Origin of the sequence: Planifilum fimeticola, assembly GCF_003001905.1 — a bacterium.
GTDB classification, from domain to species: domain Bacteria; phylum Bacillota; class Bacilli; order Thermoactinomycetales; family DSM-44946; genus Planifilum; species Planifilum fimeticola.
Window position 1 is genome coordinate 59358 of sequence record NZ_PVNE01000020.1, and the last position, 7816, is coordinate 67173.

Below are 7816 nucleotides of genomic sequence, written 5' to 3' on the forward strand. Positions count from 1 at the left end.
AGGGGGGACCCTATGCTACAGCAGGGGGATTTGATCGTCCTTTTCCTCTTGGTCGGAGCCATTGTCGCCATCGCTGCCCGCCCGCTTCGTTTCCGGTCAAAATCCGCCATTCAGTGGGCGGAGTCGGGCGATGGCTTCAGCGGTGAAGTGCCGGACCTGTTGGCTGCTCACGGCTACGAGGTGGTTGCCGGAAAACAGCGGGTGCCCGTCTCGGTGCGCATCGGGGAGAAGATTTACGACAGCCGCCTTTACATCGATTACATCGCCAGACGGCAACAGGAGATCTATCTGGTGATCATCGCCAGATCGCGCAAGCCGCTCCGGCTGTCCGGGGCTGCGGTGAGGGACCGGTTTTTGGCCCATTATCTCGCCTTTCAGCCCGAAGGAATTTTGTATGTGGAGCCGGACAAGGGAAGCGTCAAACCCATCACCTTCGAGATGGAGGGGCTTCGGCTTCCCCGTCGGCATTCCTATGCGGCCTACCTTTTGTCCGCCGGGGTGGGCTTGCTCATCGCACTGCTTTTCCGGTGAAACGGATATTTGGATGGGGTGGGGAGCCATTGAACCGAATCGGGATTTCCGTCAACAAAGGGAAACCGAAAGCGCGGGTGGTGGCGCGCCAATTGGTGTGGCTGATCGAAGAGCGGGGGGCGGAGGTATACCTTGAACCGGACATCGCCGCGGAGATGGACCGTCCCGAGCTTGGCCTTCCCCTGGATCAGTTTCCCGACCGAGTCGATATCGTCTTCGTCCTCGGCGGAGACGGGACGCTCCTGGGTATCGCCCGACGCTTCGCCAAATCCCGGGTGCCCATTTTGGGATTCAACCTGGGCCACCTCGGATTTTTGTCGGAGGCGGAGCCGGACAGTTTATCCAGTGCCGTGGAACGGGTTTTGGCCGGCGATTACATCATCGAGGAACGGATGATGCTCGATGCCGAGGTGATTCGCAACGGCCGCGTGATGGAAACCAGCGTTGCCCTGAATGACGTGGGAATTGCCAAGGGCTCCTTCAGCCGGATGATCACCTGCACGGTTTCCATGGACGGCGCCTATTTGGGCACTTATTCGGGCGACGGCTTGATCGTGTCCACCCCCACGGGTTCCACGGCTTACTCCCTTTCCTGCGGCGGGCCCATCGTGTGGCCGGGGCTTCAGACGCTCCTTCTCACACCGATTTGTCCCCATACCCTGACGGCTCGCCCGATGGTTCTCCCGCCCGACGGGATATTGGAGATCCGTGTGAGTTCCACGCACCGGGATATGGGGTTGACCATTGACGGACAATTGGGTTACCGGTTGGAAGTGGATGACATCATCCGCGTGAGCCGCTCTGCATCCGTGACCTCTCTGATCAAGTGGAAGGAGCGAACCTTTTTTGAAGTGGTGCGCAAGAAGCTGCAGAGCAACGGCGTCGAGGACGGCGGTTGGGAGGACAAAAGATGATGAAGGCGCAACGTCATATCAAAATTCGGGAAATCATCGCCACCAAGGACATCGAAACCCAGGAGGAACTGGTGGAAGAACTCAAAAAAGCCGGCTATAATGTCACCCAGGCCACCGTTTCCCGGGATATCAAGGAGCTTCACCTGGTCAAGGTGCCCACCAATAACGGCCGTTACAAATACTCTCTCCCCGCGGATCAGCGATTTAATCCCCTGCAAAAGTTGAAGCGGATGCTGACGGAATCCTTCGTGGGCATCGAAAAAAGCGAAAACCTGATCGTCATGAAGACGTTGCCGGGCAACGCCAACGCGGTTGGGGCGCTCATCGACAATCTGGATTGGCCGGAGATCATCGGAACGATCGCCGGGGACGACACCATATTGATCATCTGCCGGGATCGGGAAAAAGTTCCCGAACTCGTCAACCGATTCATCGACATGCTCTAAAAGGGCTCAGGGCTGCCGTTCAGGGGTGGTCACACATGTTGAAAGAACTTTCCATTCGACATTTCGCCATCATTGAACACGTCCGGTTATCCTTCGAAGACGGGTTTCACGTCTTGACCGGGGAAACGGGGGCTGGGAAATCGATACTGATCGATGCCCTCAGCTTGGCGGTGGGTGGACGAGCCTCCGCCGATTTCGTGCGGCACGGTGAAAAAAAGGCGGAGATCGAGGCGCTGTTTGAAATTTCCGCCGATCATCCCGTTTGCGGAATCCTCGGGGAGATGGGCTTGGAACCGGAAGAGGAACTTCTGATCCGGCGGGAGATCAGCGCAAGCGGAAAAAGCACGTGTCGGATCAACGGGAGCCCGGTCACCCTTTCGATGCTGAAGAAGGTTGGTCGATCCCTGCTGGACATCCACGGTCAGCACGAACATCAGTCCCTTTTGCGGACCGAGGAGCATTTGGAATGGCTGGACGCCTTCGGGGATCAAACCCTGAAGGATCTGCGAGGAGAGTACGAGGCCCTGTATAACGAGTACAGGGCCTTGGAAAAAGAACTGGAACGGTTGACATCGGACGAGCGGGAAACGGCGCGGCGCATCGATCTGCTCAACTACCAGCTGCAGGAAATTGCCGCCGCCAACCTGACGGCAGGGGAGGATCAGGAGCTGGAGCAGGAGCGGAACCGGCTTGTCAATGCGGAAAAGCTGGTGAAAGCGGCGGGAGATGCCTTCGAGGAGTTGTATGCGGAAGGGCGGGGGAACGATTCTCTCCAAAACGCCTTGAATCATCTGGAGGAAATCGTCCGATACGACGAATCGGTCGGCCCCGTATTGGAACTGGTGCAGTCCGCCGTTTATCAGGTGGAAGAAGCGATCCGCCTCCTCGGTCGTTATCGGGACGAATTGGAGTTTGAACCGGAACGGCTGAACCAAGTGGAGGAGCGCCTTGATCTGATTCACCAACTGAAACGGAAGTACGGAGATACGATCGAATCCATTTTGGCCTACGGAGAGGCCGTCGCCGAAGAGCTGGAAGAACTGAGGAACCGGGATGAAAACCGGGAAGAAGTGAAGCGGAAATTGGAGGCCGTCCGGGAAGAGCTTAAGAGCGTGGCGAGCCGGTTGACATCGGCCCGGAAACGGGCGGCCGAGCGGCTGGAACGGCGGATGGAAGAGGAATTGTCCGACCTCAACATGGCCAACACCGCCTTCCGGGTCGCCCTGCAACCCTCGGAACGCGGCTTCACCCCCACCGGTTGCGATCGGGTGGAGTTTCAAATCGCCCCCAACCCCGGAGAACCGCTTCGCCCGCTTGCCAAGATCGCATCCGGCGGGGAATTGTCCAGGCTGATGTTGGCGTTGAAAACGATTTTTATCGATGTGGATCCCATCGACACCGTGGTTTTTGATGAGATCGACACCGGGGTGAGCGGCCGGGCGGCGCAGTCCATCGCCGAGAAGATGGCCGGTCTGGCGCGGAAAAATCAGGTGTTGTGCATCACGCATCTGCCCCAGGTGGCATGCATGGCTGATCATCACTACCTCATTGTCAAGGAGGTTTCCGATCAAAAGACGCGGACCCGGGTCGAGCGATTAAACGCCGAGGGCCGGGCGACGGAGCTGGCTCGCATGTTGGGCGGAGTGGAAGTGACGACGACGACACGCCGGCATGCGGAGGAAATGCTGCGTCTGGCCGAGCGGATGAAACAAGCTACCTAGAGGAAAATCGGCTGCGCCGGTCGCTTTCCGATACATGCAGGAGCGACCGGCGCAGCAGTTATTTACCGGTCATAAAAAGAAGCCGCACGGACACCTTAAGGATACGGAAGACACAACAATCCAAAACAGGGGGGCGAGGGCAGGAGGCGCAGGAGAGTGATCAGCTTGCCACAATGGAAGAGACAGCAGTGGGTGGGAATTCTCCTGGTGCTGATGCTGGTTCTTGGAAGTACCACGTCATTTTTCCGCCAGTTCACTTCTTTCCCCACCGAGTTGCGCCTGTTTTCCGGAAATCGGGAACAGCTTCGCTTAACCATCCCCGCCACGGTGACGGCTGATGTGGCCGATCCCGACATCCTGACGGTCAATGGAGCGGATCAAGCGTCCGTCCCCGTCGATTTGCATCATCCTTTCACCCTGTTTTCCAAAAAGAGGGGTCATACCCGGCTTACCCTTCGCTTGTTCGGAACCCTTCCGCTGAAGACGTTAAATGTCCGCGTTTTGCCCGATATTCGCGTCATACCTGGAGGCCAGTCGATCGGGGTGAAACTTCGGTCCCAGGGGGTCCTGGTGGTGGGCCATCACCGCGTTCCGGGCAGCGAGGACGGAAAATCGCCGGGTGAACGGGCAGATATCCGGGCCGGGGATTATATTTTGGAAATGAACGGTCGGGCCATCCGGGATGTGAACCAGGTGGCCGAGGCGGTTCGCGAAGCGGGAGAGAAGAGGCTGCCGATCGATGTCCTGATCATGAGGGATGGCCAGAAAAAAAGGGCCCGTCTTCATCCGGCCTATGATCCCAAGGAAAAGGTTTACCGCATCGGCCTGTACATCCGCGATTCCGCGGCGGGTGTGGGCACGCTCACCTTTTACGATCCGGAGCGGAAAGTTTACGGAGCCCTGGGCCATGTGATTTCCGACATGGACACGGGAAAACCCATATCCGTCGGGGGAGGAAAAATCGTCCGTTCCAACGTCAATTCGATCCGGAAAGGAACTTCCGGAGAACCCGGTGAGAAGCGAGCCATCTTCTTTCAGGAGCATCAGGTTTTGGGAACTATAACAAAAAACACACCTTTTGGCATCTTCGGGAACATATTGAAACGCCCCGAAAACGGATTCCTTTCCGAGCCGGTTCCGGTGGCCTTGAACGAACAGGTGAAAGAAGGGCCGGCTGAAATCTTGACCGTCGTCGAAGGAGAAAAGGTGGAGCGATTTGACATCGAGATTGTGCATGTGAATCACCAGAGGGGGCCGGCGACGAAGGGAATGATCGTCAAAGTGACGGATCCTCGCCTGCTCTCCAAAACGGGGGGGATTGTGCAGGGGATGAGCGGCAGTCCCATCCTGCAGGACGGGAAATTGGTGGGGGCCGTCACCCACGTGTTCGTCAATGACCCGACCACCGGTTACGGAACGTTTATCGAGTGGATGCTTCAGGATGCGGGGATATTCACAAACGGGGCTCGACAAGAGTCCCTTTTTTTATACGGTAATTTATAGAAAAAATGATGTCTATTTGGAGGAATTGATCAGTCCCCTGTCGAAGGAAATTCATAGATCGTGAGAGGGGGAGGTTTGGCAGTGGATAAAATCCGGGTCCTGTTGGCCGATGACAATCGGGAATTCGCCCAGATGCTCCGGGAGCATTTGTCGGCCCAAAGCGACATGGAAGTCATCGGAGTGGCATACAACGGGAACGAAGTGATGGAACAATTGTCGAGGCAGATGCCCGACGTTCTGGTACTGGATATTATCATGCCCCATCTCGACGGATTGGGCGTTTTGGAAAAACTTCAAGAAAAAAAGTTTCAGAGAGTTCCCAAAATAATCATGCTCACCGCCTTCGGTCAGGAAAATGTGACACAGCGGGCGGTGGAACTGGGTGCCGCATACTACATACTGAAGCCCTTTGATCTGGACGTTCTCACCGACCGCATCCGACAAGTGCAGGGGATTCAGGGGGCGGCGGCACCCGTCCAGGCGGCCCACGGCGCCAGCTCCCGCTCCTCCAACCTGGATGCAAGCATCACCCACATGATCCACGAGATCGGAGTGCCGGCTCACATCAAGGGGTATCTTTACCTGCGGGAAGCCATCTCCATGGTCTACAGGGAGGTGGAACTGCTGGGCGCCATCACCAAGACCCTGTATCCCCGGATCGCCGAGAAGTACAAAACGACGCCGAGCCGGGTGGAGCGGGCCATCCGCCACGCCATCGAGGTGGCTTGGAGCCGGGGGAACATGGAGTCCATCCGCAACCTGTTCGGCTACACCATCAATGTGACCAAGGCCAAACCCACCAACAGCGAGTTCATCGCCATGGTGGCGGATCGCCTGCGAATCGAGCACAAGGTGGGATGAAAGGCGATCTGCCGCCTCTTGAGCCGGCAGATATTCGATCGACATCAGAAAACGTGCGACCGATATACCCGCGTCAGCGCGGCGCACGACGCCCCCGTATCCGTTGGCGAATCCGCCACGGGTGCGGGGGCGTATTTATTTGGATCGAATCAAAACGAGTCGATCACTTCAAGCGCTGGTGAACGCCGCGAGAATCAGCGGAAGAAAATCAACTGGGATAACATAGCCCTCGAGAATCCGCCGAACTTATCGGTGAACACGTTCATGCATCCGGATATCCGGGATGCGCTCGAAAAATAAATACGGCGGCATAGGCCCTTTTCATTTCAGCCTTCGCGGCGACGACGGAGAACGGTGAACAGCCGTTTCGACATTCGAAAAGGCGGACGCTGAACGGCGAGACGGTACAATGGCGATACCGGGCGAAATTTAGAGTTCCCGTCATACCGGGGGCTTTTTGTATGAAAATGGAGGGGACACGCATACTAACCCCAGGGAAGCAAGAAAAAGGAGTCACTCCGACATGCTTCACTGGGCGACGCGACACCGACACGGCGAAATCGTCGGAACGGCGGTGGTCGACCGAAAAACGAAACATCTTTTAAAACGGATCCGCCCGGGACAAATCGCCGTGATTCACCATCGGGATCTGGACGAGGTTGCGGCGATGGGCCTGATTGAAAAGCGGGTTCGCGCGGTGATCAACGGAGCCGAATCCATCAGCGGAATCTATCCCACGCCGGGGCCGGGAAGGCTTCTGGCCGCCCACATTCCGGTCCTGGACAATACGGGGAATGTCCTGGAGCAGCTGGAAGACGGGATGCCTCTGTGGATCGAAGGGGATTGCTTCGGCAGTTGGGATTCCCGCGGCGAAAAGGTCACCTTCGGCCGCGGCCAGCGTCTCACGGCCGATCTTCTGGATCGGAAGTTGGAGCAGGCGAAATCGAACATGGCATTCACTCTGGAACGCTTTATCGAGAATACCCTGCGCTATGCCGAAAAGGAGAAACAGTTCGTCATCCGGTCCTTTCCCGTGCCTCCCCTCAAGACGGAAATCCGCGGGCGGCATGTGATCATTGTGGTCCGCGGGGCGGGCTACAAAGCGGATCTGTATGCGCTCCGATCCTATATCGAAGAAGTGAAACCGGTCCTGATCGCCGTGGACGGCGGAGCGGATGCGCTTCTCGAAAACGGATACCGCCCCGACATCATCGTCGGGGACATGGATTCCGTATCCGACTGGGCCCTTCTCTGCGGTGCGGAAGTGGTGGTTCATGCCTATCCGGACGGGAGAGCTCCGGGGCTGGATCGGGTGAAGACTTTGAAAATAAACCCTCACATTCTCCCCTCGGTGGGTACCAGCGAGGATGTGGCGATGCTGCTTGCCTATGAGAAGGGGGCGGATTTGATCGTCGCCCTCGGAACCCATACCAACATGGTTGATTTTTTGGAGAAGGGCAGAAAAGGGATGGCCAGCACGCTGTTGGTCCGGATGAAAATCGGAACCAAGCTGGTGGATGCCAAGGGGGTCAACCAGCTTTACCGCAGCCGAATGCGTTGGCGGGAACTCTCCCTGTTGGGGGTGGCTTCGGCCTTTCCGGTGATGGCGCTCGCCGCCATCAATCCGGGAGCCCGCCACCTGTTCCGGATGCTGTGGCTGCATCTGAAAATGCTTGTCACCTAGAAGCATTGTGAAAAAAGCATCGATATTGGCGGGAATATGGGATTGAATGTCGAAGGGATTCAGAGGTTCAAAGTTGTAACGAAAGGAACGATTCGATGCTTGGAAAAAAGAGCAACCAAATGGCGATGTTTCAATATATCAATCTGGAAGAACTGA

7 protein-coding genes are annotated in these 7816 nt (G+C 57.0%); all 7 read left to right on the forward strand.

Annotation, left to right across the window (positions count from 1 at the left end):
- The first annotated feature begins 12 nt into the window (after positions 1-12).
- The 7 genes from CLV97_RS12370 (at position 13) to steA (ending at position 7660) form a co-directional block, all read left to right on the forward strand.
- Positions 13-531: a hypothetical protein gene (locus tag CLV97_RS12370; RefSeq protein WP_106345835.1), complete on the forward strand. Its 519-nt coding sequence runs from the start codon at positions 13-15 to the stop codon at positions 529-531.
- A 29-nt stretch (positions 532-560) separates the two neighbouring features.
- A complete protein-coding gene (locus CLV97_RS12375) occupies positions 561-1445 on the forward strand; it encodes an NAD(+)/NADH kinase (RefSeq protein ID WP_106345836.1) in 885 nt (294 codons plus the stop codon).
- The gene (gene ahrC / locus CLV97_RS12380) at positions 1442-1891 is read left to right on the forward strand and encodes a transcriptional regulator AhrC/ArgR (RefSeq protein ID WP_106345837.1); all 450 of its coding nucleotides are present in this window, start codon (positions 1442-1444) and stop codon (positions 1889-1891) included. Before CLV97_RS12375 ends, ahrC begins: the two co-directional genes overlap by 4 nt.
- A 35-nt stretch (positions 1892-1926) precedes the next feature.
- Positions 1927-3612, forward strand: a complete 1686-nt coding sequence (gene recN, locus CLV97_RS12385; RefSeq protein ID WP_106345838.1) for a DNA repair protein RecN — start codon at positions 1927-1929, stop codon at positions 3610-3612.
- Positions 3613-3768: 156 nt separating this feature from the next.
- Complete coding sequence (spoIVB, locus tag CLV97_RS12390) at positions 3769-5115, forward strand: SpoIVB peptidase (protein WP_425440570.1); 1347 nt, start codon at positions 3769-3771, stop codon at positions 5113-5115.
- A gap of 81 nt (positions 5116-5196) precedes the next feature.
- Entirely contained in the window at positions 5197-5976 is a 780-nt protein-coding gene (gene spo0A / locus CLV97_RS12395; protein ID WP_106345839.1) for a sporulation transcription factor Spo0A, read from the forward strand.
- Between the two features lie 523 nt (positions 5977-6499).
- Positions 6500-7660, forward strand: coding sequence for a putative cytokinetic ring protein SteA (gene steA, locus CLV97_RS12405; RefSeq protein ID WP_106345841.1), 1161 nt, complete (start codon positions 6500-6502; stop codon positions 7658-7660).
- Positions 7661-7816: the final 156 nt, after the last annotated feature.